This window comes from Pseudomonas sp. SJZ080 (genome assembly GCF_007828295.1).
In the GTDB taxonomy this organism is placed as follows: Bacteria; Pseudomonadota; Gammaproteobacteria; order Pseudomonadales; family Pseudomonadaceae; genus Aquipseudomonas; species Aquipseudomonas migulae_A.
Map to the genome: position 1 here is coordinate 67,351 of NZ_VIUK01000018.1, position 25,721 is coordinate 93,071.

The following is a 25,721-nucleotide window of genomic DNA, read 5'->3' on the forward strand; positions in this document are numbered from 1 at the left end:
CTTAGACGGCCTCGTTGGACTCGTCCTCGAACGCTGCGAACAGCGGTTCGTCTTCGACGATTTCAGCATTGGCGATGAACTCGTAGCTCATCAGGCCTTCAGCGATTTCACGCAGCGCTACGACGGTAGGCTTGTCGTTTTCCCACTGAACCAGGGGCTCTTTGCCGCCGGTGGCCAGTTGACGGGCACGCTTGGTAGAGAGCATGACCAGCTCAAAGCGGTTTTCCACGTGTTCTAGGCAATCTTCAACGGTTACGCGGGCCATGGTATTCCTCGGAGCGAATGCAATATGCGCGCTGCCCGGTTGGGCGAGCGGACTCAACAGTTTAAAAAATCACCAGCGATTAGGGAAGCGCTGATTTTTTGACCAGGCCCTTCAACGCGCTGCAAGTACCAATGTAAAGCCCTTGCAGCGGTTTTGGGAAGAGCTGTTTCAGCCCAGCAATTCAGCCAACAACATGCCGAAACGCACCTGTTGGCGCTTCTGTTGCAATTGATTGGCACGGAAAATCGCCTTCAGGTCATCCAGTGCGTGGGAGAAATCGTCATTGATGATCAGGTAGTCGTACTCGACATAGTGGCTCATTTCGTTGACGGCTTCACGCATCCGGCCAGCAATGATCTCGTCGCTGTCCTGGCCACGGTGGGTCAGGCGCTGGTGCAAGGCTTGCAGCGATGGCGGCAGAATGAAGATCGAGCGCGCCTGAGGCATCAGCTTTCGCACTTGTTCGGCGCCTTGCCAATCGATTTCCAGAATCAGGTCGTGACCTTCGTCCAGCGTTTGCTGCAGATGGCTTTGCGAGGTGCCGTAGAAGTTGCCGAATACTTCGGCGCGTTCCAGAAAATCGCCGTGTTCGCCCATCTTCACAAAGGCTTCGCGGCTCACGAAGTGGTAGTTCACGCCGTCCACTTCACCCGGGCGCATGGCGCGGGTGGTGTGGGAAATCGATACGCGGATCTCCGGGTTGGTGTCGGTCAGGGCCTTGACCAGGCTGCTCTTGCCCGCGCCCGAAGGGGCGGAAATGATGTACAGGGTGCCGGTGCTGTGGGTCATGTCGGGTTTGCCTTACTCAATATTCTGCACTTGTTCGCGCATCTGCTCGATCAACACTTTGAGGTTGACCGCTGCCTGTGTGCTGCGCGGGTCGAAGGCTTTGGAGCCCAGTGTGTTGGCTTCGCGGTTGAGTTCCTGCATCAGGAAGTCCAGGCGCCGACCGGCAGCACCACCGGACTTGAGCACCCGGCGAACTTCGATGATGTGAGTGCTCAGGCGATCCAGTTCTTCGGCGACGTCGCTCTTCTGAGCGAGCATGACCATTTCCTGTTCCAGGCGTTGCGGGTCCATCTCGGCTTTCATGTCGGCGAAGCGGTCGAGGACTTTCTGGCGCTGGGTGGCAAGCATCTGCGGGACCAGTTCGCGCAGGGTCACCACGTCTTCTTCAATGGAGGTCAGGCGATCATCGATCAACCGTGCCAGCTCCGCGCCTTCGCGCTCGCGACCGGCCTTGAGTTCTTTCAGGCCTTCGTTGAACAGTGACAGAGCTTCGGCATTCAAGGCTTGCGGGTCGGTGGCGTCGCCGACCAGTACGCCGGGCCAGGCCAACACTTCCAGCGGGTTCAGCGCCGCCGGATTCTTGATCAGGCTGGCGATGGTCTCGGCGGCTGCAACCAGTTGCGCGGCGCGCTCGCGATCCACTTGCAGGGGTTTGTCGGTGTTTTCTTCGGTGAAGCGCAGGGTGCACTCGAGTTTGCCTCGGGAGATGCCCTGACGCAGTGCCTCGCGGACCGCGCCTTCGAGGTCGCGAAACGACTCGGGCAGGCGCAAGTGCGGTTCCAGGTAGCGGCTGTTGACCGAGCGCAATTCCCAGCTCAGGGTGCCTTGGGCGCCGGCTTTTTCGACGCGGGCGAAGGCGGTCATGCTGTGCACCATGGAGGTACCTCGCAATGCAGGTTCATGCGTTACCAAAGGTTTCGCAGACCCGATCTAGATGAATTAAAGCCAAGAGGCAGCAAAGGCGCAGGATTGTAGCGCAGTGGGGCGGATGCGCCCAAACACACGGTGTGACAAAGGGCTGCAGGCCGTCGGTTAGGCGCTGTTCCAGGCTCAAGCCAGGGCCTTCAATCGTCGGGCGGATTTTTTAGAAGTGCCCAGGCTCGACGCGCGGCTCTATAATGCTCGGCAGTTTTCCGTCCCCCGTACAGGTATTCCCTATGAAACGTCCAAGTGGTCGCGCTGCCGATCAGCTCCGCTCGATCCGCATTACCCGCAACTACACCAAACACGCCGAGGGATCCGTACTGGTCGAGTTCGGTGATACCAAAGTCATCTGCACCGTCAGCGTCGAAAACGGCGTACCGCGTTTCCTCAAAGGCCAGGGCCAGGGTTGGTTGACTGCCGAATACGGCATGCTGCCGCGCGCCACCGGCGAGCGTAACCAGCGTGAAGCAAGTCGCGGCAAGCAAGGCGGCCGGACCCTGGAAATCCAGCGTCTGATCGGTCGTTCGCTGCGCGCTTCGCTGGACATGTCCAAGCTGGGCGACGTCACCCTGTACGTCGACTGCGATGTGATCCAGGCAGATGGCGGCACCCGCACCGCGTCCATCACCGGCGCCATGGTTGCGCTGGTCGACGCCTTGAAAGTGATCAAGAAGCGTGGCGGCCTGAAAGGTGGCGACCCGCTCAAGCAAATGATCGCGGCCGTTTCGGTCGGCATGTATCAGGGCGAACCTGTGCTCGACCTCGACTACCTGGAAGACTCGGCTGCCGAGACCGACCTGAACGTGGTCATGACCAGCACCGGTGGCTTCATCGAAGTCCAGGGCACTGCCGAAGGCGCGCCGTTCCAGCCTGAAGAGTTGACCGCTATGCTGGAATTGGCGAAGAAAGGCATGAGCGAAATCTTCGAACTGCAGAAGGCTGCACTGGCCGACTGACCGGAACCAATCCAGGCAAGGAGGACATCATGAGTGACGAGCAAGAGCTGCTTCCCGTCCCGAGCAAAGAAGTTCGGCAGTGGGCGATGTTTTGTCACCTGTCCGCCTTGCTGGGGATATGGATTCCGTTCGGTACGCTGATCGGCCCGCTGATTCTCTGGCAGATGAAGCGCGAGATGGACCCGTTTGTCGATGCGCAGGGCAAGGAGGCGCTGAACTTCCAGATCACCGTCGCCATTGCCTCCGCCATCTGCTTCTTGCTGATGGTGGTGATCATCGGGTTTTTCCTGTTTGGTCTGGTGGCGATTGGTGCGTTGGTGTTGACGATCATTGCGGGCGTGAAAGCCAATGAGGGTGTGCCGTACCGGTATCCGTTCACGTGGCGGTTGATCAAGTAGCGAGCAGTGTGTAACTCGTGTGGGAGCGGGCTTGCTCGCGAAAGCGGTATGTCAGTCGACATCGTCGTCGGATGACACACCGTTTTCGCGAGCAAGCCCGCTCCCACATTGAAGTATCAGTGCGCATGACAATATCGACAGTCATCAGGCTTTGTGCAAAACGCAGTTCACCGAAACTTGTAATTAATTACCCTGCCTTGTAGGAATTTTCTTTTTAAAAGTTAGAACTTTCCCTCGCCCTAAAAGCTGAATGCCTGACAGCCTAAGCCACTGTTCAGATTCTCACTTGTACAATTTTTTCCTACACGTCTAGTCACAACTACACAGCCTCAGCGCGGTGTATGAGCTTGGCAATGAGACTTCGCGGTTGATAAAGTTGCCCCAAGTAATATTCCTTCAGAAATATTTCGATATATTCAGACCATTGAAGGTCCTTGAATTTAAAGCAAGTCAGTGTTGAGAAGATCAACCTGTTCAAGTGGCGTGTCCAGGTAAAAAGTTCGCCCCTGAATACATATCAAAGAACAATGCCTATGATTCAGCTCGATTTTTACGGAACACTTGTGGCCGCCTCGTTAGTGCTGTTACTGGGGCGCGGGCTGGTTGCACGAGTTGGTTTTTTACGTGCCTACAATATCCCTGAGCCAGTAGCCGGTGGTCTTGTCGTCGCCCTGGTTCTCTTGGCGTTGCGGGGGCTGGATATTGAAGTCCGCTTTGATACTTCCCTGCAGACGCCCTTGATGCTGGCTTTTTTTGCCACCATTGGCTTGAGTGCAGATTTCGCAAGTCTGAAGAAGGGCGGACGCGTAGTCGGGATTTTCCTGCTGGCAGTCATCGGGCTTTTGGTGGTTCAGAATGCCATGGGCATTGGGCTGGCGACGGCGTTGGGGCTTGATCCGTTGATGGGCTTGTTGACGGGTTCGATTACATTGTCTGGCGGTCACGGTACAGGCGCTGCGTGGGGATCGACGTTCAGTGAAAAGTACGGTCTGGCTTCCGCCTCTGAACTCGCTCTGGCCTCTGCGACCTTTGGCTTGGTGCTGGGTGGTTTGATTGGTGGTCCGGTCGCTCGCTTGCTAATCAAGCGCGTCCAGGCGCCCGGCCTTGAGCAAGACAAGCCGAGGCTGCCGAAGGGCTTTGAACAGCCCAACAAAGAGCGCTCGATCACGCCATTTTCGTTTATCGAGACACTCGCCCTGATCGCCGTCAGTCTGATGGCTGGCTCCCTCTTGAATGGCCAGCTTCACGGAACTGCACTTGAGCTGCCGACGTTCGTTTGCGTCTTGTTCGTGGGGGTGATTTTACGGAACGGGCTTTCAGCGCTTGGCTTGTATCAGGTGTTTGAGCGTGAAGTTTCCGTGTTGGGGAATGTCAGCTTATCGCTGTTTCTGGCGATCGCCCTGATGTCGCTCAAGCTGTGGGATCTGGCAGCTCTGGCTTTGCCGATCTTCATCATCCTGGCTGCGCAAGCGTTGGTCATGGCGCTATTCGCGATTTTCGTGACCTTCAGAATGATGGGCAGCAACTACGACGCGGCGGTTCTGGCGGCAGGGCACTGCGGTTTCGGACTGGGTGCAACACCAACTGCCATTGCCAACATGCAAGCGGTGACACAACGTTACGGACCTTCGCAGATAGCGTTCCTGGTGGTGCCAATGGTGGGTGCTTTCTTCATCGACATCATTAATGTCGTCGTGATCAAGTTGTACCTTGCACTACCGTTTTTCGCTGCTGCTTGAGGGGATAGTCCATAAGAAAAATGCCCGTATCTTGCGATACGGGCATTTTCTTTAACTGACCAGTACAAATTAAATGGTCAGCGTCCAGTCATAATCCACGATCAGCGGAGCATGCTGCGAGAACCGTGGCTGACGTGGCAAGCGCGCACTGCGTACAAAGCGGCGCAGGCCCGGGGTCAGTATCTGGTAATCGAAGCGCCAGCCCAGGTTGAGCATCTCAGCCTGTTCGTTGTCCGGCCACCAGCTGTACTGGTCACCTTCACGGCTCACTTCGCGCAGGGCATCGACATAACCCATGTTACCGACAATCTCGTCCATCCAGGCACGCTCAGGTGCCAGGAAGCCCGGGGATTGCTGGCTGTCGCGCCAGTTCTTGATATCCAGCTTCTGTTGCGCCACGTACAGCGAGCCACAGTAAATGTACTCGCGACGTTTGCGCCGCTGTTTATCCAGATAACGGGCGAAGTCGTCCATTAGCTTGAACTTCTGGTTCAAGTCTTCATCGCCGTTCTGCCCCGAAGGGAGCAGCAAGGTCGCGATGCTGACCTTGTCGAAATCGGCTTGCAGGTAGCGCCCGTAGCGGTCGGCTGTCTCGAAGCCGAGACCGCTGATGACTGCCTTCGGTTGCAGCCGCGAATACAAAGCCACGCCACCTTGGGCGGGAACTTCGGCTTCGCAGGCATAAAGGAAGTAGCCATCCAGTTGGAAAGCTGGATCGTCCAGTTCAAAGGCGGAGGCGCGGGTGTCCTGCAGGCAGATGACGTCGGCATTCTGTGCTTGCAGCCAACTGAGCAAACCTCGCTCCACTGCAGCCTGAATACCATTGACGTTCACACTGATGATCCGCATAAATGGCCCCAAAAATCGCGTGCGTGTATGATACACGGCGTCAACCTAATTAGCTAAATCCGTGGTATTTGGGGTTTTTTTCATGCAAGCGTATCAGCGCGATTTCATTCGTTTTGCCATCGATCGCGGCGTTTTGCGCTTCGGTGAGTTCACCCTGAAGTCCGGGCGCACCAGTCCATACTTCTTCAATGCCGGCCTGTTCAACTCGGGTTCCGCCCTGGCGCAGCTGGGTCGATTCTATGCGGCGGCCATCGTCGAAAGCGGCATTTCGTTCGACGTTCTGTTCGGCCCGGCCTACAAAGGCATTCCGTTGGCGGCGACGACAGCAGTGGCTTTGGCTGAGCATCACAACCGTGATTTGCCATGGTGCTTCAACCGTAAAGAGGCCAAGGCCCATGGCGAAGGCGGCAGCCTGGTTGGCGCGCCATTGACCGGCGAAGTGCTGATCATCGATGACGTGATCACCGCTGGCACTGCGATCCGCGAAGTGATGCAGATTATCGCTTCCCAGGAAGGCGCCAAGGCGGCGGGCGTGCTGATCGCCCTGAACCGTCAAGAGCGTGGCAACGGCGAGTTGTCGGCGATCCAGGAAGTGGAGCGTGACTTCGGCATTCCGGTGATCAGCATTGTTTCGCTGAATCAGGTGCTGGAATTCCTGGCTGACGATCCGCAGCTCAAGCAGCACCTGCCAGCCGTAGAAGCCTACCGCGCCCAATTCGGCGTCTAATTCTGTAGGAGCCGGCTTGCTGGCGATTATTGCGACGCGGTGTTTCAGGCGCGGCGCCTTCGCCAGCAAGCCGGCTCCTACAAAGTGTTTGCGCACAAAAAAGGCCTCTCTGGATCATCCGGAGGGGCCTTTTTGTAAGCAGTGTCTCGTTATCGCAGGTTTCTCCATTTGAGAGCGAGTTGGAAGGCCAATTTCAGGTTGACCAACATAAACGCCAGCAAAGCCACGACGACCATCACATAAAGCGTGCAATCCACGTCGAAGTCCCAAAGGTCCAGCGTGCTGCTGCCCATGATTTTCACGGCGGCAGGCAAGTTGACGTAAAACAGCGCCAGGAAGGCGCTGGACAGGGGGAGGGCGCAGCCGAACAAAACATTCACTACCTTTTTCCGACTGCGTTTTCTGGCGAGCGAGCCAGGTTGGCTTTCATCTAGCGCCAACGCTTCATGCAGCCTCGGCCACGCCAGGTTGAACATGAAGGTGGTCAGGGTCAGCAGCAAGCCACTGACCGCGACGACGTCACTGAACGGCATTCAGGCCCAGTGTCTGGCACAACAGCGCGTGAGAGTCTTCGCTGATCTCGAACTGCCCGGCACTGCCTTTACGTTTGATGATGGGTTTGAAGGTCGGCTCGTTCTGTGTGATCAGCATGTTCAGCTCATCGCGAATAACGTCAGAACTGATCACCACCAGATATACCGTCTGCGCGTGTTCTGCAGATTCGATCACGGTACGCATGCTGTGCTGCAGAATCTCGTCCAGTTGATTGCGAAAGCGCGAAACCGTGTTTTTCAGCAGAGTTTTGCTTTGGCTTTGGGTCAGCTGGAAAATCGTCGATATCTGCGATTCGGTCGGCAGGGTTTGCCCGAAGTAGCTTTGAATCAAGTACAGCAAGCGGTCTTGTTTCGCTTCATCGGCGCGGCTGGGCATGCCGCCTTCTACCAGCATTTTCAAGTATTCGGTCAGGCTTGCCTTGGCGATACGCTGTAGGGCATGAGCGATTTCATTGTCTGAAATCTTCAGCGTCTTTTTGACCGGTTCCTTTTGCTCCTGTTCGAAAGCCTGGGCGTCGATCGTGAACGAGATCTGCATGGTTCAGTCTCCCGTGGTTACTTGGACGGCTCGCTCGGGTACGGATCTTCGACGGCGTCACCTTGGCCTGTCAGGATTTTCCAGCCATTGAGGGTGTGGGTGTCTGGTTTGAAGTCCGGGCACGGCGGAAGTGAAGTCTTCGACTGATTGGTGTATTCGCGTCCGCAGTCTGCGCACTCGTAAGTGCCTGCTGATACATCGCTGCCGTAGGGGACGTGGTCTTTTTGCATGGGGATGATCTCCAGTGGATTCACGGAAGATCCTAAGCGGATGGATGCTGGCGGGATGTCGGAAGTTTCGCTTAATCAGGTCAGGCATTTCCTGCGCGCATAAAAAAGATCGCAGGCTTCGTCAGCTCCTACGGAATATTCTTACATCCGTAGGTGCTGCTGAAGGCTGCGATCTTTGACGTTCTTGAATCAGTGACGCTTGCGGTTACTGATCAAAGTACCAACGCCGGTGTCGGTGAAGATTTCCAGCAGAATCGCATTCGGCACCCGACCATCGATGATCAACGAGCTGCCCACGCCGCCCTGAACCGCCTCCAGCGCGCAACGGATCTTGGGCAGCATGCCGCCGTAGATCGTACCGTCGGCAATCAGGTCGTCGACTTGCTGGGTACTCAGGCCGGTCAGGACCGTGCCCGACTTGTCCATCAGGCCGGCGATGTTGGTCAGCAGCATCAGCTTCTCGGCTTTCAGCGCTTCGGCGACCTTGCCGGCCACCAGGTCAGCATTGATGTTGTACGACTCGCCGTTCTCGCCGACGCCGATTGGCGCGATCACCGGGATGAAGTTGCCTTTGACCAGCAGGTTCAGCAGCTCGGTGTTGATCCCGACCACTTCGCCCACCTGACCGATGTCGATGATTTCCGGTTGGGTCATCTCCGGGGTCTGGCGGGTGACGGTCAGTTTTTTCGCACGAATCAGCCCGGCGTCTTTACCGGTCAGGCCGATGGCGCTGCCGCCATGACGGTTGATCAGGTTGACGATGTCCTTGTTCACCTGGCCGCCGAGGACCATTTCCACCACGTCCATGGTCTGCGCGTCAGTCACGCGCATGCCATCGATGAAGTGACTCTCGATCGACAGTCGTTTGAGCAAGTCGCCGATTTGCGGGCCGCCGCCGTGAACCACCACCGGGTTAATCCCGACGGCTTTCATCAGCACGATGTCGCGGGCGAAGCCGGTTTTCAGCTCCTCGCTTTCCATCGCGTTGCCGCCGTATTTGATCACCAGCGTCTTGCCGACATAGCGGCGGATGTAAGGCAGCGCTTCGGACAGGACCTTGGCGGTGTTGGCGGCGGCTTCGCGTTCGAGGGTCATTCAGGGCTCCGGGTGAATCAGAACGGTAGTTGGAGATCAGGTGCAACACGCTTCAACTGGACTTTGAAAACGTCCTTGATGCGCTGCAATTCAGCCTCGTCATCGGCCTCGAAGCGCAGCACCAGCACCGGTGTGGTGTTGGACGCGCGCACCAGGCCCCAGCCTTTGGCATAGTCGACTCGCACGCCGTCGATGGTGGTCAGGTCGGCGCCTTCGCCCCACTTCGCGTCGTGCAATGCATCAATGATGCTGAATTTGCTCTCTTCGGTCACATGGATATTGATTTCCGGCGTAGAAATATCATTCGGGAAGGTCGCAAACAGCTCTTCCGCGGTGGATTTTTCCTTGCTGAGGATTTCCAGCAGCCGTGCGGCGCTGTAAATGCCATCGTCGAAACCGAACCAGCGTTCCTTGAAGAAAATGTGCCCACTCATTTCGCCGGCCAACAGCGCACCGGTCTGTTTCATTTTCTTTTTGATCAACGAGTGACCGGTCTTCCACATTAACGGGCGACCGCCGTATTCCTTGATCAGCGGCGTCAGGCGACGGGTGCATTTGACGTCGAAGATGATTTCCGCGTCCGGGTTGCGCGCCACCACGTCACGGGCGAACAGCATCAGCAGGCGGTCCGGATAGACGATGCTGCCGGTGTTGGTCACCACGCCAACGCGGTCGCCGTCGCCGTCAAAGGCCAGGCCGATGTCGGCGTTGGTTTCCTTGACCTTGGCGATCAGGTCGACAAGGTTTTCAGGCTTGCCCGGGTCCGGGTGGTGGTTCGGGAAGTTGCCGTCGACGTCGCAGAACAGCGGGATGACTTCGCAGTTCAGCGCTTCGATCAGTTGTGGGGCGATCACGCCGGCCGCGCCGTTGCCGCAGTCGACCACGACTTTGAGGCGACGAGCGAGTTTGATGTCCTGGACGATTTCTGTGTTGTAGCGGTCAAGGATTTCTACTTTGGTGATGCTGCCCTTGCCACTGCTCAGGTTGTTGGTCTTGAGGCGGTCGTGCAAGGCCTGGATTTGTTCGTTGGCCAAGGTATCGCCGGCGATGACGATCTTGAAACCGTTGTAGTTCGACGGGTTGTGGCTGCCGGTCAGCATCACGCCCGATTTGCCGGCCAGTACGTTCGCGGCGTAATACAGCGCCGGCGTTGGCACCAGGCCCACATCACTGACATGGCAACCGGCGTCGGCCAAGCCTTTGATCAGTTGCTCGACCAGCTCCGGGCCGGACAGGCGGCCGTCGCGGCCAACAGAGACGTTGGGTTCGTCCTGGGCCAGGCTTTGGGCGCCGATGGCGCGACCGAGCCAGTAAGCGGTCTCAGCGTTCAGAAATTCCGGGACGGTACCGCGAATGTCATAGGCGCGGAAAATGCTGTCGGGAAACGTGGGTGCGACTTGGGCTGGGGTGTTCATCTGTAGGAATGCTCCATCTCGAAAGTGGCTGGACCTGCACGCGAAGAACGCTTCGGCGGGTTCGAACTGAAGGGTATGACGGCGTTTTCCACAGAGAGTTCGTGGTGCGAAAAGGCCATGACACCGGTTTCACTTAGCATTTGACGGGCCAATGCCTTGTTTTCCAGTAGTAAACCTTCCAGATGACGGCTGTGCAATTTGTCGCGAGAGCGCTTGGCTCCCGCTTTCCCTGCAGGAGCTGCCGAAGGCTGCGATCTTTTGATTTTCGATTCCAAGATCAAAAGATCGCAGCCTTCGGCAGCTCCTGCAGGGAGGACATCTATCGGATCAATGGCTGCCGGAGTGGCCGAAACCGCCCGTGCCGCGTTGGGTTTCAACGAATTCTTCGACCATCTCGAAGTGCGCTTGAACCACGGGAACCAAAACCAGTTGGGCCAAACGCTCGCCGACCACCATGTTGAAATCGGTCTGGCCACGGTTCCAGCACGACACCATCAGCGGGCCCTGGTAATCGGAGTCGATCAGGCCGACCAGGTTGCCCAGCACGATGCCGTGCTTATGGCCCAGGCCGGAGCGCGGCAGAATCAGCGCGGCCAAACCTGGATCGCCGATGTAAACGGACAGACCGGTCGGGATCAGCACGGTTTCACCCGGCTTGATCACGGTGTCTTTTTCCAGCATGGCGCGCAGGTCGAGGCCGGCGGAGCCTGGCGTGGCGTACTGCGGCAGCGGAAATTCGGTACCGATGCGGGGGTCGAGGATCTTGGCTTGCAAAGCGTGCATGTAAATTAAACCTGGTTCAGACGTTCGGCGATAAAAGTGATCAGCTGGCGAGCAATCTTGCTCTTGCTGGTCTGGGCGAAAAGTGTGGCGTGTAGCTCGCGGTCGATCACGCTGCAGGCGTTTTCTTCGCTGTTGAAGCCAATGCTCGGGTTGGCGACGTCGTTGGCGACGATCAAATCGAGGTTCTTGTCTTTCAACTTGCGCGCAGCGTAGTCGAGCAGGTGTTCGGTTTCGGCGGCGAAACCGACACTGAACGGACGGTCGGGGCGTGTGGCAATGGTGGCGAGGATGTCTGGGTTGCGCACCATTTGTAGCAACAAGCCGTCGCCGTTCGTAGGGTCTTTCTTGAGTTTCTGTGGGGCAACGACTTCCGGGCGGTAGTCCGCGACCGCTGCGGAGGCAATGAACAGGTCGCAAGGGATCGCGGCTTCGCAGGCGGCCAGCATGTCGCGGGCGCTGACCACGTCGATGCGCGTGACGCGATCCGGGGTCGGCAGGTGCACCGGGCCGGTGATCAGGGTGACACGGGCGCCGGCTTCAACCGCCGCTTCGGCCAGGGCAAAGCCCATTTTTCCGGAGCTGTGGTTGGTGATGTAGCGCACCGGGTCGATGTTTTCCTGGGTCGGGCCGGCGGTGATCAGCACGTGTTTGCCGGTCAGTGCCTTACGCTGGAAGCAGTCTGCCGCGCACTGGGCCAGTTCGACGGCTTCGAGCATGCGGCCCAGGCCAACGTCACCGCAGGCCTGGCTGCCGGAGGCCGGGCCAAAGGCTTTGATGCCGCGGCTTTCAAGGGTTTGCAGGTTGGCTTGGGTCGCCGGATCGCGCCACATGGCCTGGTTCATTGCCGGGGCAACGGCAACCACGGCGTCGGTGGCCAGCACCAGCGTGGTCAGCAGATCGTCGGCAATGCCTTGGGCCAGACGAGCGATCAGGTCCGCAGTGGCGGGGGCGATCAGCACCATGTCGGCCCACTTGGCCAGTTCGATGTGGCCCATTGCGGCTTCGGCTGCCGGGTCCAGCAGGTCCAGATGAACCGGGTGGCCGGACAACGCCTGCATGGTCAGCGGGGTGATGAACTCTGCGCCGCCACGGGTCATGACCACGCGCACTTCGGCGCCCTGGTCGATCAGGCGGCGAACCAGATCGGCGCTCTTGTAGGCAGCAATGCCGCCGCCGACGCCCAGAACGATGCGTTTCCGATACAGCCGCTGCATAGGTCTGCCTTTCATTTCGTTGATGACTGCGTAGCGAACCCCCCTCCCCAGGAGTGAAATCGCCCGCAAAAAAGATGGGCTACGATATCACAGCGACCGCTACGGAACAGCGGCGCCCACAGACCAGGGAGGTGTTATGAGTATTCGGGATTGGCCGGCGGCCGAGCGGCCGCGGGAGAGGCTATTGGAGTTGGGCTCGGCCAGCCTTTCGGACGCAGAGCTGCTGGCGATATTTTTACGCACCGGGGTGGCCGGCAAAAGTGCGGTGGATCTGGCGCGGCATTTATTGAGTCAATTTGGCAGCCTGCGTTCGCTGCTGGAAGCCGATCAAGCAACATTCAGCAGGCAATTAGGGCTCGGTCCGGCGAAATTCGCTCAGTTGCGGGCGGTGTTGGAAATGGCCCGTCGGCATCTGGCTGAACGCTTGCGCCACAGTTCAGTGTTGGAGAATCCGCTGGTTGTGCGTGATTACCTCAAGTCGATGCTGCGACACGAGCCTCATGAGGTATTTGGCTGCCTGTTTCTGGACTCGAAGCATCGAGTTCTGGCGTTTGAATCACTGTTTCGTGGTTCTATCGACTGCACCAGCGTTTATCCGCGTCAGGTGGTCAAGCGCGCTTTGGCCCATAACGCCGCAGCTTTGATCCTTTGCCATAATCATCCGTCAGGCAATCCCGACCCCAGCCAAGCTGATCGAAAATTGACCAAGCGCCTCCAGGATGCGCTGGACCTGATCGATGTGCGAATACTCGACCATTTCATCATCGGTGACGGAGATCCGCTGTCGATGGCTGAATATGGGTGGATGTGACGGGATAAACGCTCACTCTGTAGGAGCCGGCTTGCTGGCGATCCGGACAACGCGGTGTGGCTGATTAACCGCGGTGACGCCATCGCCAGCAAGCCGGCTCCTACAGGGTTTTGTGGTGAGGCAGCTACTTGAGGTTGACCTTGGAGTAGTCCTGACGACCGAAGGGGCTCACCGCGTAGCCCTCGACTTCTTTGCGCATCAGCGCGAAGGCAGTCGGGTGGGCCAGCGGCAACCACAGCGCCTGCTGCTGAATCTGCGCCTGCGCCTGTTCATAAAGCTTGGTGCGTACACCCTGCTCGGACGTGGTCTTGCCGGCGCTGATCAGCTTGTCCAGATCCTGGTTGCAGTAACGGGCGAAGTTGGTGCCCGGCTTGACCGCGGCACAGGAAAACTGCGGTGTGAGGAAGTTGTCCGGATCGCCATTGTCGCCGGCCCAGCCCATGAACAGCAGGTCATGTTCACCGGCCTTGGCGCGACGGATCACTTCGCCCCATTCGATCACGCGTATCTCGGCTTGAATGCCGATCTCTGCGAGATCCGATTGCAGCATCTGCGCGCCGAGGCTTGGATTCGGGTTCAGCAGGCTGCCGGTAGGACGGGTCCAGATGGTGGTCTGGAAACCGTCCTTGAGTCCGGCTTTAGCCATGAGTGCCTTGGCCTTTTCAACGTCGTACGTATAACCGGGCAAGCCTTTGGCGTAACTCCAGGTATTAGGCGGGTATGGGCCGTTGGCAGGTTCGGCGGTGTCTTCGAACACGGCTTTGACATAGCTGGCCTTGTCAAACGCGAGATTGATGGCTTGCCGCACCTCAGGCTTGTCCAGCGGTGGATGCTGGCTGTTGATGGCGACGAACGCAGTCATGAACGCGTCGGTCTTTTCCACTTTCAACGTCGGTTCTTTCAGTGCGGCTTGTACGTCCAGTGGCTTGGGCGACAGAGCGATCTGACACTCGTTGCGGCGCAGTTTCTGCAAGCGCACGTTGGCGTCCGGGGTGATGGCGAAGATCAGCGGGTCCACCGAAGGCTTGCCGCGGAAGTAGTCCGGGTTGGCCTTGTAGCGAATCGAAGCGTCTTTCTGGAATCGCATGAACACAAAGGGGCCGGTACCGATCGGCTGGCTGTTGAGCTTCTCCGGGGTGCCGGCCTTCAGCAGTTTGTCGGTGTATTCGGCGGAGTAGATCGAGGCGAAGCCCATGCTCAGGGTCGGCAGGAACGTCGAGTCCGGGTGATCGAGGGTGAAGCGCACGGTCAGCGGGTCCAGCGCGTCGATCTTCTTGATCAGCGCCGGCAACTGCATCGATTGCGCGTGCGGGAAGCCGCTCTGCGCCACTTTGTGCCAAGGGTTGGCCGGGTCGAGCATGCGGTCGAAGCTGAATTTCACGTCTTCGGCGGTCAGGTCGCGCGTCGGGCTGAAATATTCGGTGTGGTGAAATTTCACCTGCGGATGCAGCTTGAACACGTAGGTCAGGCCGTCAGGGGTGACTTCCCAGCTGTCCGCGAGGCCGGCGACCACTTTGCCGCTGGCCGTGTCGAAGTCCACCAAACGGTTCATCAGCACGTCGGCCGAGGCGTTGGTGGTGGTCAGCGAGTTGTATTGCACCACGTCGAACCCTTCCGGGCTGGCCTCGGTGCAGACGCTCAGGGCGGCAGCATGGGCGAGCGGGCTCAGTAGAAGCGGGGCGAGCAACAGCGGTAGGGCAGCGAGGCGCATGGTCGGATTCCTTTACAGAACGAAGGCCCATCTGCAAGTGCAGTCTGGAAAAGGCTTACCCTAGTGGGCTCTTTTGCAAATGACTATCCCCTTTTTCAATTTAAGAGGACTATGTGCGATCGTTTTCGGTGAACGCTGCCTGCGGAAAACCCTGAATTGGCCGGTTGGCCGATTTTCTGCGACGAGTGGTCTTTATCGACGATAGCCTTTATCCAAGGCACTCGGAGCCAGAAAAGCAGGGTTTTTATCAAGCCTGTGCACACGGAATGTTGTTGCTCTCTAGTCTTTCTGGTATAAAGCAGCGCTCTTTTCTAGGGGCCCGGTTCCTTCACTGTAGGTGTAGCCGGTAAGACCTCTAAAGAAACGCGGCGCCTGGCGCCAAATGACTGAGAGATTAAGCGGCCAACCCATGCCGGGTTGGGCATGTGGTTTTAGAGGGCTGAGGCATGTCGAGAGTATGTCAAGTTACCGGTAAGGGTCCGGTGACTGGGAATAACATTTCCCACGCAAACAACAAAACCCGTCGTCGTTTCCTGCCGAACCTGCAGCATCACCGCTTCTGGGTTGAAGAAGAGAAACGTTTCGTGCGTCTGCGCGTATCTGCCAAAGGCATGCGTATCATCGACAAGCGTGGCATCACTGTCGTGCTGGCCGAAATCCGCGCCGCTGGCAAGATCTAAGGGAGCTAATCATGCGTGAATTGATTCGTTTGATTTCGAGCGCCGGTACTGGTCACTTCTACACTACCGACAAGAACAAGCGCACTACTCCGGACAAAATCGAGATCAAGAAATTTGATCCGGTTGTTCGCAAGCACGTGATCTACAAGGAAGGCAAAATCAAGTAATTGATTTTTCCCTCTTACGAAAAAGGCCCGTATCGCGAGATACGGGCCTTTTTTGTTGCCTGCGGGTTATGTGTTGCCTGTTAGTGCCCCTTCGCGAGCAAGCCCGCTCCCACATTGGATCGCGGTCTAATGTGGGAGCGGGCTTGCTCGCGAAAGCGTCGGCCCAGACAACAAAAATCCTTAAGCCTTCTGTTCAAACGCCACATAAATCTTGCGGCACGTTTCCAGCACTTCCCAGGTGCCACGGAACCCGGCCGGGATCACGAAGCGATCACCTGCACGCACGGTTTTGCTGTTGCCATCGTTATCACGCAGCACCGAAACGCCTTGGACGATTTCGCAGTATTCGTGCTCTGTGAAATTCACATGCCACTGCCCGACGGCGCCTTCCCAAACACCTGCATTCAATTGGCCGCACGGGCTGTTGTAGTGGTTGTAAACCACCTGCTCCGGGTCGCCCTTCAGGATTTTCGCCTGGTCCGGTCTGTAGCGCTCGGGCTCGGTAGTGGCCTGGCTGAAGTCGACGATGTTCTGGATGCTCATTGTTGTAATCCCCCGTGATTGCGGCGCGAGTGGCTGGAAAGGTGCAGAAAAGCCCAAAGTCTATGTTTATTAAAATGAACACCGCAAGGCCGTTTACCGACCTTATGTCAAATATATTGAAACAACCCCGGCCACTGGTTTAGGGTGGCGGTTGCCTTCGGCCGAATTGCAGGCTGGCCGGGCAGAATTCCTGGGGACGTCCGCGAAGAACGCGGGGCGCTCGTATTCAATAAGAGGAGGACACTCGAATGACTACCCTGACTCGTGCCGATTGGGAACAACGGGCTCGCGATCTGAAGATCGAAGGCCGTGCCTACATCAATGGCGAATACACCGATGCCGTCTCCAGCGAGACCTTCGAGTGCATCAGTCCGGTCGATGGCCGTCTGCTGGGCAAGATCGCCAGCTGTGACGCCGCCGATGCCCAGCGCGCTGTTGAAAATGCTCGCGCCACGTTCAATTCCGGCGTCTGGTCGCGCCTGGCGCCGACCAAACGCAAAGCCACCATGATCCGTTTTGCCGGCCTGCTGAAACAGCACGCCGAAGAGCTGGCCCTGCTTGAAACCCTCGACATGGGCAAGCCCATCAGCGATTCCCTGTACATCGACGTTCCCGGTGCGGCGCAAGCCTTGAGCTGGAGCGGCGAAGCCATCGACAAGATCTACGACGAAGTGGCCGCGACCCCGCATGATCAGCTGGGTCTGGTGACCCGCGAGCCGGTCGGCGTTGTCGGCGCCATCGTGCCGTGGAACTTCCCGTTGATGATGGCCTGCTGGAAACTCGGCCCGGCGCTGTCTACCGGTAACTCGGTGATCCTCAAGCCGTCCGAAAAATCGCCACTGACCGCCATCCGTATCGCGGCGCTCGCCGTTGAAGCCGGCATCCCGAAAGGCGTACTGAACGTGTTGCCGGGCTACGGTCACACTGTCGGCAAGGCCCTGGCCCTGCACAACGATGTCGACACCCTGGTGTTCACCGGTTCGACCAAGATCGCCAAGCAATTGCTGATCTATTCCGGTGAATCGAACATGAAACGCGTCTGGCTCGAAGCCGGCGGCAAGAGCCCGAACATCGTGTTCGCCGATGCCCCGGACCTGCAAGCCGCAGCCGAAGCGGCAGCCGGTGCCATCGCCTTCAACCAGGGCGAAGTTTGCACCGCGGGGTCGCGTCTGCTGGTCGAGCGTTCGATCAAGGACACCTTCCTGCCGCTGGTGATCGAGGCTCTGAAAACCTGGAAGCCGGGCAATCCGCTGGACCCGGCGACCAACGTCGGCGCGCTGGTCGATACCCAGCAGATGAACACCGTGCTGTCCTACATCGAGTCCGGCCACGCCGATGGCGCCAAACTGGTCGCTGGCGGCAAGCGTACGCTGCAGGAAACCGGTGGTACTTACGTTGAACCGACGATTTTCGACGGCGTCAGCAAAGCGATGAAAATCGCCCAGGAAGAAATCTTTGGCCCAGTGTTGTCGGTCATCGCTTTCGATACCGCCGAAGAAGCCATCGCGATTGCCAACGACACGCCGTACGGCTTGGCCGCTGCGGTGTGGACCAAGGACATCTCGAAGGCTCATCTGACCGCCCGTGCGCTGCGCGCCGGTAGCGTGTGGGTCAACCAGTACGACGGCGGCGACATGACCGCGCCATTTGGTGGCTTCAAGCAGTCGGGCAACGGTCGCGACAAATCGCTGCATGCGTTCGACAAGTACACCGAGCTGAAGGCGACCTGGATCAAGTTGTAAGCCAGTGAAGGAGCCCGTTGGTAATCCGGGCTCCTGAACGACGCAGATCCCTTGTGGGAGCGGGCTTGCTCGCGAAGGCGCCGTAACAGCCAACGATGATGTTGGATGTGATGGCCTCTTCGCGAGCAAGCCCGCTCCCACATTTGTTTTGTGTTGTCTGAAAAATAATATCCACAGGAGCGTGGAACATGCGTTGGGCGACTTATTTCGCCGTGTTGGCGTCTGTCTTGAGTGTCGGCCTGGCCCTGGGCGTCAGCATGCCGCTGGTATCGTTTCGCCTGGAAGGCTGGGGCTACGGTTCGTTTGCCATTGGCGTAATGGCCGCGATGCCGGCGATTGGTGTGTTGCTGGGTGCGAAAATCTCCAGCCATCTGGCGGCGCGTCTCGGCACGGCCAATCTGATGCGCCTGTGCTTGTGGGCCGGGGCGGTATCCATCGGGTTGCTGGCGCTGTTGCCGAGCTATCCGGTGTGGCTGGTGCTGCGATTGATGATTGGTGTGATCCTCACACTGGTCTTCATTCTTGGCGAAAGCTGGATCAATCAGCTGGTGGTCGAGCAATGGCGTGGGCGCCTGGTGGCGCTGTATGGCAGCAGCTATGCGCTGAGTCAGTTGGCCGGGCCGCTGCTGCTGGGCGTTTTGGGCACTGAACATGATTATGGGTTCTGGGTCGGCGTCGGGCTGCTCACGGCGGCGCCGTTTCTGCTGCTGGGCCGCAGCGGCGCGCCAACCAGTGAAGCCTGCAGCGTGACCTTCAGCGACTTGTGGGGCTTCTGTCGAGGACTGCCGGCGATTGCCTGGGGCGTGGCGCTGTTCGCCGCGTTTGAAGCGATGATCCTGACCTTGCTGCCGGTCTATTGTCTGCGTCAGGGCTTTACCACGGAAATCGCCTTGGCGATGGTCAGCACGGTGGTGGTCGGTGATGCCCTGCTGCAACTGCCGATTGGCGCGCTGGCGGATCGCTTGTCGCGACGTACGTTGTTCACCGGTTGCGCTGTGGTGCTGATGCTTTCGAGCCTGGCGATTCCGTTGTTGATCGACACGTTGCTGATCTGGCCGTTGTGGGTACTGTTTGGCGCCAGTGCCGGGGGGTTGTTCACCTTGTCACTGATCCTGATCGGTGAACGTTATCGCGACGACGCGCTGGTGCGCGCCAATGCGCATATCGCGCAGCTGTGGGGCATTGGTTGTCTGGTCGGGCCGTTGGCTGCCGGGGCTGGCAGTCAGTGGATCAGCGGGCATGCGTTGCCGTTGCTGATGGCGGCCGGCGCGTTCGGGTTGGTGATTTTGCTGTCACGCCAAGGTGCATTCGGTACGGTCGCCGAGCCGGCTTGACGCCGAGGGGCCAGCCAACCAGACCCCCTGTGGGAGCGGGCTTGCTCGCGAAAGCGGTGTGCCAGTCGCCATCATCGTCGGATGACACACCGCTTTCGCGAGCAAGCCCGCTCCCACAGGGGAGGGTGTTGTCTGTCAGAGCATCCGCTCCAGGCCCACTGCGGTACTCATCCACGCATTGAAATGGCGCCACCAGCTTCCCGGCTCCTCGGTCAGCGTGTGCATTTTGCCGTCGTCCTCAGTCACCCAGACGATCCGGTCGTTTTCCAGCTTCACCTGATAACTCAGGGGCGGCGCCATACCTTCCAGCGCCGCTTTGCGCACATAGACAGCGAGTTCCGGACTGTCGACCAGCACCCCGACTTCGGTGTTCCACAACACCGAGCGCGGGTCGAAGTTAAACGAGCCGATGAATGATTTCTGCTGGTCGAAGATCATCGCTTTGCTGTGCAGGCTCGAATCGGAGCCTCGATAGGACTTGCTGTAGAAAATATGCGGTCCGCTGCCGCCGCCTTCACCGGGTTGGCGGCGTAATTCGTACAACTTCACGCCATGTTCCAGTAGCGCCCGGCGATAGGGCGCGTAACCGCCATGCACCGCCGGGACGTCGGTGGCTTCCAGCGAGTTGGTCAGCAGGCTGACGGAGACTCCGGCATCGGCGCGGCCGGTGAGGTAAACCAGCCCCGGCTGCCCCGGCACGAAGTACGCCGAGATCATGATCAGCTCTTTGCTGACCCCGGAGAGCTCAGGCGCCAATTGCGTGGTCAGCAGCAATTGCGGATCTGGCTCGCCGTCCGACAAGACCTTGCTCGGTGCGTCCCACAAGGCCTGGTTCCAGGCCCAGATCAGCTCCCGGCGCCAGATGTCCATGCGCGGGTTTGTGGTGTACGTCATCAATTGTTGATACAGCGCGTGATTCTGTTTTCGCGTGTCTTCCAGCGATTCTTCCAGGCGTGTGCGGGTATTTTGCAGGTCCTTTTGCGACGGTTTGCTCGACAGAAATTCATCGATCGGCTTGCTCAGCGCACTGTTCCAGTACTGGTCGAAACTGTGGCCAAGCTGCTCGGCGACCGGCCCGACGCCGAGCATGTCGATGTCGGTGAAATTCAGGTTGGGCTCGGCATCGAAATATTCGTCCCCCAGGTTGCGGCCGCCGACGATGGCAGCGCTATTGTCGGCCAGCCACAATTTGTTGTGCATGCGTCGGTGTTGCAGCGACAGGTTCAACAGTCGGCCCATGGTCCGGGTCGCGCCAGTGCTGCGACCCAGGTGCAACGGGTTGAACAGGCGGATCTGGATCTGCGGGTGTGCCGCCAGCGTGGCGATGATCCAGTCGAGGCCGTCGCTGGTGGTGTCGTCGAGCAGGATTCTTACGCGCACGCCACGGTCGGCCGCCTTGAGCAGTTCGTCCACCAGCATGCGCGTGCTGATGCCGTCATGGACGATGTAGTACTGCAAGTCGAGGCTGCTTTGGGCGTTGCGGATCAACTCGGCGCGGGCCATGAAGGCTTCGCCGCTATTGGACAGCAGGCGAAAACCGGACTTGCCCTCATGGGGCGCGGCCTGGGCCTGGATCGAGCGACCGAATGCCGAATCACTGGCGGGCAGCGCCTGGCTCGGTTCGCGCCGAACGTCGAAGCCGGCGCAACCGCCCAGGAGCGAGGCGAGTAGCAGAAGAGCGAGCAGGGGCTGTCTGACTCTCACGTAGGATCGTTCCGATTGGCGGCAGGTGTCGGCATATGGACGCTGAAATCCCGTTAAAAGTCAGTCGCAGAGGCTGTCATTTTCCGCCAGCAGTTTGATTGCCGCGGCGCCGACCTTGCGCACCGCGTCTTCGATCTGTGGTGTTGGCTTGGCAGCGTAGTTCATTCGCAGGCAATTGCGGTACTTGCCTGAGGGAGAAAAGATGCTGCCGACGGCAATCTGTACGCCTTGGTCGTGTAAGGCGCGATTCAGTTTCAGGGTGTCGAAACCATCCGGCAGTTCGACCCAAAGCATGAAACTGCCTTGCGGCCGACTGGCGCGGGTGCCGGCGGGGAAATAGCGGGTGACCCAATCGATCATCAGGTCGCGATTGCGCTGGTATTGCGTACGCACCCGCCGCAAATGCGGTTCGAAGTGACCGGCCTTGAGGAATTCGGCGATGGCAATCTGCGGTTGCGGCGCAGTGGAGCCGGTGCTGATGTATTTCATGTGCAGCACCCGCTCCAGGTACCGGCCCGGTGCAACCCAACCGATGCGCAAACCCGGCGCGAGCGTCTTGGAAAATGAACTGCAGAGCAGGACGCGGCCGTCTTCGTCGAAGGATTTTATCGTGCGTGGTCGCGGGTAGTTGTAGGCCAGTTCGCCATACACATCGTCTTCGATGATCGCCACGTCAAAACGCTGTGCGAGCGTCAACAACGCACGCTTGCGCGATTCCGGCATGATGTAGCCCAGCGGGTTGTTGCAGTTGGGCGTCAACTGTATGGCCTTGATTGGCCATTGTTCCAGGGCCAGTTCCAGCGCATCGAGGCTGATCCCGGTCAGCGGGTCGGTGGGGATTTCCAGAGCCTTCATGTTCAGGCCCTTGAGCGTCTGCATCGCGCCGTGAAAGCTCGGCGAGTCCACGGCGACGATGTCGCCCGGCTCGCAGATCGAGCGAATGCTGGTGGAGAGCGCTTCGTGGCAGCCGGTGGTGATCACCAGGTCGTTGGCGGTCAGTTGGCATCCGGAATCCAGCATCAAGCGCGCGATCTGCTCACGCAGTTCCAGGGTGCCGTGAATGTTGTCGTAATACAGACCGGGCATGTCCTGCCGCCGGCTGATGCGGGCGAGGTTGCGCAGCAACGGTTTCATGGTCGGCGTGGTGATGTCCGGCATGCCGCGGCCCAGTTGCACCACGTCCTTGCGCGGCACAGCGCGAATCAGCTCCAGCACCTGGTCCCACTGCGAAATATCCACCGGACGTTGGGCCGGGCGACCGATCGCGGGCAATTCCGGCAGTTCACGACTGACCGGAACGAAGTAGCCGGACTTGGGTTTCGGCATGGCCAGGCCGCTGTCTTCAAGCACCCGATAGGCTTGTTGAACCGTACTCAGACTGACGCCGTGCTCGACGCTCAATGCCCGCACTGACGGCAGCCGGTCGCCGGGGCGATAGAAGCCCTGTTCAATCCGCGTACCGAGCAATTCGGCGAGGTTGACGTAGAGGGTCATGGCGCAGTCTCGATGTGGATGATTCGGTTGACCAGTACAGATGAGGCAAAAAATTGTGATTCAGAGGTTAAAATGCGAAATCTGTATGGAGTTAATACTGACAAGTTGAATCTGTAATGCTTTTCGCCGCCCACGCATCATGAAAGCTCTGGCTACCCAAGTAAACAGGAGCAATCAAAATGAACGGCTTGAGCGATGTGCGGCTGACGTTACGCAGTCAGGAACTGGCGGCAGGGCAAAAAAACGGTGCGCGGGAAGCGGTCATGCGCAATGCGCCGTCCGGCCTGGGTCGTTGGGATCTGTTCTGGCATCGTCTGCACACGCGCAAGGCGTTACTGGAGCTGACGCCGGAGCAGTTGAAGGATGTCGGGTTGAGTCTTGACCAGGCGCGGGAGGAGGGGCTTAAGCCTTTCTGGCGGGTCTGAGTTTTGGGGTGTTCTTTAGATCCATTCGCGAGCAAGCCCGCTCCCACATTTGATCGTCGTCGAACACCCAATCTGTGTTCGCTGAAGACCTAATGTGGGAGCGGGCTTGCTCGCGAAGGCGTCCGCAAGAGCGCCAAAAATTCTTCAGACCAACTCTTTCATCCGATGCCACAACATCCCCAACGCCAACAACGGCGAGCGCAAATGCTTCCCGCCGGGGAAGGTGATATGCGGCACTTTGGCAAACAGATCGAACCCACCACTCTGCTGCCCAGTGATCGCCTCGGCCAGCAACTTGCCCGCCAGGTGCGTGGCATTCACCCCGTGACCTGAATAAGCCTGGGCGTAATACACGTTCGGCTGATCCTTGAGCCGGCCGATCTGCGGCAGGCGGTTAGCACCAATGCCAATCATCCCGCCCCATTGATAATCGATTTTCACCCCACTCAGTTGCGGAAAAACATCCAGCATTTTCGGCCGCATGTACGCAGCGATGTCCTTCGGGTCGCGACCCGAATAGTGGCAAGCGCCACCGAACAGCAAGCGTCGATCCGCCGAGAGCCGGTAGTAATCCAGCGCCACTCGTTGATCACACACCGCCATGTTCTGCGGCAGCAGTTCGTGCGCCTGTTCTTCGCTCAAGGGTTCGGTAGCAATGATATAGCTGCCGGCGGGCAACACTTTGCCGCTGAGTTCCGGGTTGAGCTGGTTGAGGTAGGCATTGCAACCGAGCACCAAAGTCTTTGCGCGCACCGAACCCTGAGACGTATGGACCTTCACCTCCGGGCCGTAGTCGATGCGGGTCACTGCCGACTGTTCGAACAGCTTGACGCCCAATTGCTGCGCAGCGGCGGCTTCGCCCAGTGCCAGATTCAGTGGGTGCAAATGGCCCGAACCCATGTCGATCAGGCCGCCGACGTAGCGGTCGGAACCCACCACCGAGTGCATTTCGTGGGCTTGCAGCAAGCGGGTTTCGTATCGGTAGCCGAGGCTGCGCAGTTCTTCGGCGTCTTCGGCGAAGCCTTCCAGGTCGCGGGGTTTGTTGGCGAGATCGCAGTAGCCCCACGTCAGGTCGCAAGGGATCTGAAAACGCTCGACGCGCTGTCGAACGATTTCCACCGCTTCCAGGCCCATGAGTTTCATCTGACGCACACCGTCTGCACCGATCACGCTGGCGAACTGATCGAGACCATGGCCGACGCCACGAATCAGCTGCCCGCCATTTCGGCCACTGGCACCCCAACCAATCTTGTGCGCCTCGAGCAGCACCACGCTGAAGCCGCGTTCGGCCAGCTCGAGCGCCGTGTTCAGCCCGGAAAACCCGCCGCCGACCACGCACACATCGGCCGCCAGATCCTCAGTAAGCACCGGATGATCAGGCTGCGGCAGGCTGCTGGCCGCGTAATAGGAGGCAATGTGTTGGGCGCGGGCATTCATGCGCATCATCCTGATTTTTGTGTCTGGAAAATTTGACGGAGCATAAGCCGGACCTTTCGGCGCGGGCAACACTGGTCGGTTGTGGCTGTCTGGATCGGCGTTTTTGCTGCAGAATCCCGCTTTATTCCGCTTTGGGTCACCGTTTCGATGAGCTGCAACAGTCAGAAAATCCGCACGCTGCGACAGCAGATTCCCTCGTTCGAGTGCGTGCCCGGCTGCCACGACTGCTGTGGGCCGGTGACCACCTCACCCGAAGAAATGTCCCGCCTGCCGCGCAAGACCCGCGCCGAGCAGGATGCGGCGATGGATGAGCTCAACTGTGTGCACCTTGGGCCGAACGGCTGCACGGTGTATGACGAGCGGCCGCTGATTTGCCGGTTGTTTGGCACGACCAAGACGCTGCCTTGCCCGAATGGGCGGGGGCCGGTGGAGCTGATTCATCCGCGGGTGGAGAAGCAGATTCATGAGTACATGGCTTCTACACGGCAGGTCCTCGTCTAAGTCGAGACCGAGTCGCTTTCATTCGCGAGCAAGCCCGCTCCCACATTGGAATGCATTTCATCCTGTGGGAGCGGGCTTGCTCGCGAAGGCGTCCGAACAGGCGGCAACCGACTCAATCCGGAATCGGCAAACTCAAACTCTCCTTCACCTCTTCCATCACGATATAGCTCTTGGATTCGCGCACATGCGGCAGCTTGAGCAGGATGTCGCCCAGCAACTTGCGGTACGAGGCCATCTCGGAAATCCGTGCCTTCACCAGATAGTCGAAATCCCCTGATACCAAATGACATTCCAGCACATGGGGCAGTTTCAGCACCGCACGTCGGAACTCTTCGAAAGTATCGCCGGATTTGTAGTCGAGGCTGATCTCGACGAACACCAGCAGACTACCCTTGAGGTGCTGCGGATTCAGTCGGGCGTTGTAGCCCATGATGATCCCTTCGCGCTCCAGGCGCCGAACCCGCTCAGTGCAGGGCGTGGTCGAGAGCCCGACCTTTTCCCCAAGCTCGGTGAAGGATATACGCCCGTCTGCTTGCAGGATCCGCAGGATGTTGCGGTCGATCTTGTCCAGCTCACGTTTGGTCTGAGTGTTGGTACGCATAGGGGATGCGCCTCCGTGAAAAGCGTTTTTGCCGAGAATTGTCGCCAAATATAGGTGCTTATATAGTGAAAAGCACTGGCTAATCTTTTTTAAAC

Annotated in this window: 27 protein-coding genes and 2 pseudogenes; 12 read left to right on the top strand and 17 right to left on the bottom strand. The window is 58.7% G+C overall.

Annotated features, from left to right (window positions below):
- Position 1: 1 nt before the first annotated feature.
- The 3 genes from rpoZ to FBY04_RS21755 all read right to left on the bottom strand — a co-directional run bounded on the left by rpoZ (position 2) and on the right by FBY04_RS21755 (position 1,930).
- Entirely contained in the window at positions 2-265 is a 264-nt protein-coding gene (gene rpoZ / locus FBY04_RS21745) for a DNA-directed RNA polymerase subunit omega (RefSeq protein WP_003177259.1), read from the bottom strand.
- Between the two features lie 168 nt (positions 266-433).
- Entirely contained in the window at positions 434-1,054 is a 621-nt protein-coding gene (gene gmk, locus FBY04_RS21750; RefSeq protein WP_017341488.1) for a guanylate kinase, read from the bottom strand.
- Between the two features lie 12 nt (positions 1,055-1,066).
- Entirely contained in the window at positions 1,067-1,930 is an 864-nt protein-coding gene (locus FBY04_RS21755) for a YicC/YloC family endoribonuclease (protein WP_084317763.1), read from the bottom strand.
- Between the two features lie 281 nt (positions 1,931-2,211).
- Here FBY04_RS21755 and rph point away from each other — a divergent pair, with 281 nt between their 5' ends.
- The 3 genes from rph to gltS all read left to right on the top strand — a co-directional run bounded on the left by rph (position 2,212) and on the right by gltS (position 5,071).
- Entirely contained in the window at positions 2,212-2,934 is a 723-nt protein-coding gene (gene rph, locus FBY04_RS21760) for a ribonuclease PH (protein ID WP_084317764.1), read from the top strand.
- Positions 2,935-2,963: 29 nt separating this feature from the next.
- On the top strand, positions 2,964-3,332 hold the full coding sequence (locus FBY04_RS21765) for a DUF4870 domain-containing protein (protein WP_084317765.1): 369 nt from the start codon (positions 2,964-2,966) through the stop codon (positions 3,330-3,332).
- 533 nt (positions 3,333-3,865) lie between these two features.
- Entirely contained in the window at positions 3,866-5,071 is a 1,206-nt protein-coding gene (gene gltS / locus FBY04_RS21775; RefSeq protein WP_084317766.1) for a sodium/glutamate symporter, read from the top strand.
- A 69-nt stretch (positions 5,072-5,140) separates the two neighbouring features.
- Here the strand turns inward: gltS and FBY04_RS21780 are convergent, their stop codons facing one another.
- The gene (locus FBY04_RS21780; RefSeq protein ID WP_008030595.1) at positions 5,141-5,920 is read right to left on the bottom strand and encodes an exodeoxyribonuclease III; all 780 of its coding nucleotides are present in this window, start codon (positions 5,918-5,920) and stop codon (positions 5,141-5,143) included.
- Between the two features lie 82 nt (positions 5,921-6,002).
- Between FBY04_RS21780 and pyrE the strand changes: the two genes are divergently transcribed.
- Complete coding sequence (gene pyrE / locus FBY04_RS21785) at positions 6,003-6,647, top strand: orotate phosphoribosyltransferase (protein ID WP_084317767.1); 645 nt, start codon at positions 6,003-6,005, stop codon at positions 6,645-6,647.
- Between the two features lie 149 nt (positions 6,648-6,796).
- Here the strand turns inward: pyrE and FBY04_RS21790 are convergent, their stop codons facing one another.
- From FBY04_RS21790 to coaBC, 7 genes and pseudogenes are all read right to left on the bottom strand, one after another.
- On the bottom strand, positions 6,797-7,180 hold the full coding sequence (locus FBY04_RS21790) for a hypothetical protein (RefSeq protein WP_145316821.1): 384 nt from the start codon (positions 7,178-7,180) through the stop codon (positions 6,797-6,799).
- Positions 7,167-7,739, bottom strand: coding sequence for a hypothetical protein (locus FBY04_RS21795; RefSeq protein WP_145316823.1), 573 nt, complete (start codon positions 7,737-7,739; stop codon positions 7,167-7,169). The genes FBY04_RS21790 and FBY04_RS21795 overlap by 14 nt, the downstream gene beginning before the upstream one ends.
- A 17-nt stretch (positions 7,740-7,756) precedes the next feature.
- Positions 7,757-7,969 (bottom strand): hypothetical protein, encoded by a 213-nt coding sequence (locus FBY04_RS21800; protein WP_145316825.1) that lies wholly within the window; start codon positions 7,967-7,969, stop codon positions 7,757-7,759.
- A gap of 189 nt (positions 7,970-8,158) precedes the next feature.
- Positions 8,159-9,064 (bottom strand): acetylglutamate kinase, encoded by a 906-nt coding sequence (gene argB / locus FBY04_RS21805; protein ID WP_084317769.1) that lies wholly within the window; start codon positions 9,062-9,064, stop codon positions 8,159-8,161.
- A gap of 17 nt (positions 9,065-9,081) precedes the next feature.
- Positions 9,082-10,458, bottom strand: a pseudogene (locus FBY04_RS21810) (phosphomannomutase/phosphoglucomutase); the annotation flags it as partial.
- Positions 10,459-10,806: 348 nt separating this feature from the next.
- Complete coding sequence (dut, locus tag FBY04_RS21825) at positions 10,807-11,262, bottom strand: dUTP diphosphatase (RefSeq protein ID WP_017341480.1); 456 nt, start codon at positions 11,260-11,262, stop codon at positions 10,807-10,809.
- A 5-nt stretch (positions 11,263-11,267) separates the two neighbouring features.
- A complete protein-coding gene (coaBC, locus tag FBY04_RS21830; protein WP_084317772.1) occupies positions 11,268-12,476 on the bottom strand; it encodes a bifunctional phosphopantothenoylcysteine decarboxylase/phosphopantothenate--cysteine ligase CoaBC in 1,209 nt (402 codons plus the stop codon).
- Between the two features lie 136 nt (positions 12,477-12,612).
- Between coaBC and radC the strand changes: the two genes are divergently transcribed.
- Positions 12,613-13,287, top strand: a complete 675-nt coding sequence (radC, locus tag FBY04_RS21835; RefSeq protein WP_145316829.1) for a DNA repair protein RadC — start codon at positions 12,613-12,615, stop codon at positions 13,285-13,287.
- Between the two features lie 124 nt (positions 13,288-13,411).
- On the opposite strand, the gene FBY04_RS21840 is transcribed toward radC, so the two are convergent.
- A complete protein-coding gene (locus FBY04_RS21840; RefSeq protein WP_145316831.1) occupies positions 13,412-14,998 on the bottom strand; it encodes an ABC transporter substrate-binding protein in 1,587 nt (528 codons plus the stop codon).
- 446 nt (positions 14,999-15,444) lie between these two features.
- On the opposite strand from FBY04_RS21840, the gene rpmB reads away from it, so the two are divergent.
- Both rpmB and rpmG read left to right on the top strand, forming a co-directional pair.
- Positions 15,445-15,678 (top strand): 50S ribosomal protein L28, encoded by a 234-nt coding sequence (gene rpmB, locus FBY04_RS21845; RefSeq protein WP_003176907.1) that lies wholly within the window; start codon positions 15,445-15,447, stop codon positions 15,676-15,678.
- 11 nt (positions 15,679-15,689) lie between these two features.
- A complete protein-coding gene (rpmG, locus tag FBY04_RS21850; RefSeq protein WP_007894709.1) occupies positions 15,690-15,845 on the top strand; it encodes a 50S ribosomal protein L33 in 156 nt (51 codons plus the stop codon).
- A 180-nt stretch (positions 15,846-16,025) separates the two neighbouring features.
- On the opposite strand, the gene FBY04_RS21855 is transcribed toward rpmG, so the two are convergent.
- A complete protein-coding gene (locus tag FBY04_RS21855) occupies positions 16,026-16,388 on the bottom strand; it encodes a cupin domain-containing protein (RefSeq protein WP_084317775.1) in 363 nt (120 codons plus the stop codon).
- 248 nt (positions 16,389-16,636) lie between these two features.
- Between FBY04_RS21855 and FBY04_RS21860 the strand changes: the two genes are divergently transcribed.
- The 3 genes and pseudogenes from FBY04_RS21860 to FBY04_RS32815 form a co-directional block, all read left to right on the top strand.
- Complete coding sequence (locus tag FBY04_RS21860; protein WP_145316833.1) at positions 16,637-18,130, top strand: aldehyde dehydrogenase; 1,494 nt, start codon at positions 16,637-16,639, stop codon at positions 18,128-18,130.
- Positions 18,131-18,318: 188 nt separating this feature from the next.
- Positions 18,319-19,464, top strand: a complete 1,146-nt coding sequence (locus tag FBY04_RS21865; protein WP_084317777.1) for an MFS transporter — start codon at positions 18,319-18,321, stop codon at positions 19,462-19,464.
- Positions 19,461-19,583: pseudogene (locus FBY04_RS32815) on the top strand (metal ABC transporter ATP-binding protein); the annotation flags it as partial. The gene FBY04_RS21865 and the pseudogene FBY04_RS32815, both read left to right, overlap by 4 nt.
- 16 nt (positions 19,584-19,599) lie before the next feature.
- On the opposite strand, the gene FBY04_RS21875 reads toward FBY04_RS32815, so the two are convergent.
- Together FBY04_RS21875 and FBY04_RS21880 are read right to left on the bottom strand one after the other, a co-directional pair.
- Complete coding sequence (locus FBY04_RS21875) at positions 19,600-21,168, bottom strand: phospholipase D family protein (RefSeq protein WP_145316836.1); 1,569 nt, start codon at positions 21,166-21,168, stop codon at positions 19,600-19,602.
- A gap of 60 nt (positions 21,169-21,228) precedes the next feature.
- The gene (locus tag FBY04_RS21880; RefSeq protein WP_145316837.1) at positions 21,229-22,662 is read right to left on the bottom strand and encodes a PLP-dependent aminotransferase family protein; all 1,434 of its coding nucleotides are present in this window, start codon (positions 22,660-22,662) and stop codon (positions 21,229-21,231) included.
- Positions 22,663-22,841: 179 nt separating this feature from the next.
- On the opposite strand from FBY04_RS21880, the gene FBY04_RS21885 reads away from it, so the two are divergent.
- Positions 22,842-23,087, top strand: a complete 246-nt coding sequence (locus FBY04_RS21885; protein ID WP_084317780.1) for a DUF1127 domain-containing protein — start codon at positions 22,842-22,844, stop codon at positions 23,085-23,087.
- 144 nt (positions 23,088-23,231) lie between these two features.
- On the opposite strand, the gene FBY04_RS21890 is transcribed toward FBY04_RS21885, so the two are convergent.
- A complete protein-coding gene (locus FBY04_RS21890) occupies positions 23,232-24,524 on the bottom strand; it encodes an FAD-binding oxidoreductase (protein WP_145316839.1) in 1,293 nt (430 codons plus the stop codon).
- Between the two features lie 147 nt (positions 24,525-24,671).
- On the opposite strand from FBY04_RS21890, the gene FBY04_RS21895 reads away from it, so the two are divergent.
- Positions 24,672-25,025: a YkgJ family cysteine cluster protein gene (locus FBY04_RS21895; RefSeq protein ID WP_007947437.1), complete on the top strand. Its 354-nt coding sequence runs from the start codon at positions 24,672-24,674 to the stop codon at positions 25,023-25,025.
- A gap of 112 nt (positions 25,026-25,137) precedes the next feature.
- Here FBY04_RS21895 and FBY04_RS21900 read toward each other — a convergent pair whose 3' ends face one another.
- Entirely contained in the window at positions 25,138-25,626 is a 489-nt protein-coding gene (locus FBY04_RS21900) for an Lrp/AsnC ligand binding domain-containing protein (RefSeq protein ID WP_003177284.1), read from the bottom strand.
- Positions 25,627-25,721: the final 95 nt, after the last annotated feature.

Coding starts and splice junctions, on each gene's coding strand:
- FBY04_RS21900 (WP_003177284.1), bottom strand. CDS start 25,626: ATGCGTACCAACACTCAGACCAAACGTGAGCTGGACAAGATCGACCGC.
- rpmG (WP_007894709.1), top strand. CDS start 15,690: ATGCGTGAATTGATTCGTTTGATTTCGAGCGCCGGTACTGGTCACTTC.
- FBY04_RS21895 (WP_007947437.1), top strand. CDS start 24,672: ATGAGCTGCAACAGTCAGAAAATCCGCACGCTGCGACAGCAGATTCCC.
- FBY04_RS21865 (WP_084317777.1), top strand. CDS start 18,319: ATGCGTTGGGCGACTTATTTCGCCGTGTTGGCGTCTGTCTTGAGTGTC.
- FBY04_RS21800 (WP_145316825.1), bottom strand. CDS start 7,969: ATGCAAAAAGACCACGTCCCCTACGGCAGCGATGTATCAGCAGGCACT.
- argB (WP_084317769.1), bottom strand. CDS start 9,064: ATGACCCTCGAACGCGAAGCCGCCGCCAACACCGCCAAGGTCCTGTCC.
- radC (WP_145316829.1), top strand. CDS start 12,613: ATGAGTATTCGGGATTGGCCGGCGGCCGAGCGGCCGCGGGAGAGGCTA.
- FBY04_RS21860 (WP_145316833.1), top strand. CDS start 16,637: ATGACTACCCTGACTCGTGCCGATTGGGAACAACGGGCTCGCGATCTG.
- FBY04_RS21855 (WP_084317775.1), bottom strand. CDS start 16,388: ATGAGCATCCAGAACATCGTCGACTTCAGCCAGGCCACTACCGAGCCC.
- rpoZ (WP_003177259.1), bottom strand. CDS start 265: ATGGCCCGCGTAACCGTTGAAGATTGCCTAGAACACGTGGAAAACCGC.
- pyrE (WP_084317767.1), top strand. CDS start 6,003: ATGCAAGCGTATCAGCGCGATTTCATTCGTTTTGCCATCGATCGCGGC.
- FBY04_RS21795 (WP_145316823.1), bottom strand. CDS start 7,739: ATGCAGATCTCGTTCACGATCGACGCCCAGGCTTTCGAACAGGAGCAA.
- dut (WP_017341480.1), bottom strand. CDS start 11,262: ATGCACGCTTTGCAAGCCAAGATCCTCGACCCCCGCATCGGTACCGAA.
- FBY04_RS21755 (WP_084317763.1), bottom strand. CDS start 1,930: ATGGTGCACAGCATGACCGCCTTCGCCCGCGTCGAAAAAGCCGGCGCC.
- FBY04_RS21890 (WP_145316839.1), bottom strand. CDS start 24,524: ATGAATGCCCGCGCCCAACACATTGCCTCCTATTACGCGGCCAGCAGC.
- gltS (WP_084317766.1), top strand. CDS start 3,866: ATGATTCAGCTCGATTTTTACGGAACACTTGTGGCCGCCTCGTTAGTG.
- FBY04_RS21885 (WP_084317780.1), top strand. CDS start 22,842: ATGAACGGCTTGAGCGATGTGCGGCTGACGTTACGCAGTCAGGAACTG.
- rph (WP_084317764.1), top strand. CDS start 2,212: ATGAAACGTCCAAGTGGTCGCGCTGCCGATCAGCTCCGCTCGATCCGC.
- rpmB (WP_003176907.1), top strand. CDS start 15,445: ATGTCGAGAGTATGTCAAGTTACCGGTAAGGGTCCGGTGACTGGGAAT.
- FBY04_RS21880 (WP_145316837.1), bottom strand. CDS start 22,662: ATGACCCTCTACGTCAACCTCGCCGAATTGCTCGGTACGCGGATTGAA.
- gmk (WP_017341488.1), bottom strand. CDS start 1,054: ATGACCCACAGCACCGGCACCCTGTACATCATTTCCGCCCCTTCGGGC.
- FBY04_RS21780 (WP_008030595.1), bottom strand. CDS start 5,920: ATGCGGATCATCAGTGTGAACGTCAATGGTATTCAGGCTGCAGTGGAG.
- FBY04_RS21765 (WP_084317765.1), top strand. CDS start 2,964: ATGAGTGACGAGCAAGAGCTGCTTCCCGTCCCGAGCAAAGAAGTTCGG.
- coaBC (WP_084317772.1), bottom strand. CDS start 12,476: ATGCAGCGGCTGTATCGGAAACGCATCGTTCTGGGCGTCGGCGGCGGC.
- FBY04_RS21840 (WP_145316831.1), bottom strand. CDS start 14,998: ATGCGCCTCGCTGCCCTACCGCTGTTGCTCGCCCCGCTTCTACTGAGC.
- FBY04_RS21790 (WP_145316821.1), bottom strand. CDS start 7,180: ATGCCGTTCAGTGACGTCGTCGCGGTCAGTGGCTTGCTGCTGACCCTG.